The following is a 1,083-nucleotide window of genomic DNA, read 5'->3' on the forward strand; positions in this document are numbered from 1 at the left end:
CTTGGTTTCAAGTAATAACTGCAATTCCCTCATGCAGCGAGCAAATCGTCTCTCTGCCCCATAAATAATTCATTCGGTGATCGGCCACCTCTACTTGACCTTGGCCTGCTGTTCAACCGATCCATAACAAACCGAACTTGCTCATCTGTCACCATGTTGAAGTCCGTCCCCTTCGGAAAGTACTGCCGAATGAGGCCGTTGGTGTTCTCATTAATTCCTCGCTCCCATGATGCATAGGGGTGGGCAAAATAGATATCCGTCTTCAACTCTTTCGCAATCATTTCATGTCCGGCAAACTCAAGACCATTGTCAAACGTAATCGTTTTGATCTTGTCCTTCAGGTGCGCCATGTGAGCAATCGCTGCATCAGTCAGCAAGTCAGCTCTCTTGCCTGCCAAGCGCACAATGACCGTATACAGCGTCTTTCGCTCAACCATCGTCAGTAACGCTCCGTTGTGGCCCTTCCCGATGACTGTATCTCCCTCCCAGTCGCCCACCCTCCTGCCCTGATCAACAGCAGCAGGACGTTCATCTATACTCACACGGTTCTTAATCTTTCCACGTCGGTCATAGCTGCCGTAGCGCTTGCGATAGGGCTTTGATGCTATCCTCAGATGAGTATACAGGTCCCCGCCATTGGCTTTATCTGCATAAATCAGCTGGTAGATGGTCTCGTGGTGCAGTGATACGCCAGTATGTCTTTCCAAATAACCCACCACCTGCTGCGGACTCAACTCCTGGCGGAGCAGCGACTCTATCTGGCCTCGCACCTCATCGGTCATTTTCCGTGCCTTGTAGGCTTCATGCCGCCTGACAGCCGACAGCTTTTGCGCCTGGCCTGGATGGTATCCACGTAGCCCAGCGTTTCGTCGCAGCTCTCGGCTGATCGTAGACGGGTTCCTTTCCAGTAACTCTGAAATCTCTGCCTGCGAGTGTCCGGCTTTTCTCAGGCTATAAATCTGGTATCGTTCGTTCTCGGCCAGCTGGTTGTAGCTCATTAGTGCTTTTCTCTTGGTCGGGAGAAGCGCGGACTCTACCAGCTGGCCTCTCTCTTACCAATTGCACTTATTATCCGAAACCGCG

1 protein-coding gene is annotated in these 1,083 nt (G+C 51.7%); it reads right to left on the reverse strand.

The features are described from left to right. Window positions 1-29: 29 nt before the first annotated feature. Window positions 30-998, reverse strand: a complete 969-nt coding sequence (locus OQE62_RS19320) for an IS30 family transposase (protein WP_265723680.1) — start codon at window positions 996-998, stop codon at window positions 30-32. Window positions 999-1,083: the final 85 nt, after the last annotated feature.

This window comes from Microbulbifer halophilus, from assembly GCF_026183675.1.
GTDB lineage: Bacteria > Pseudomonadota > Gammaproteobacteria > Pseudomonadales > Cellvibrionaceae > Microbulbifer > Microbulbifer halophilus.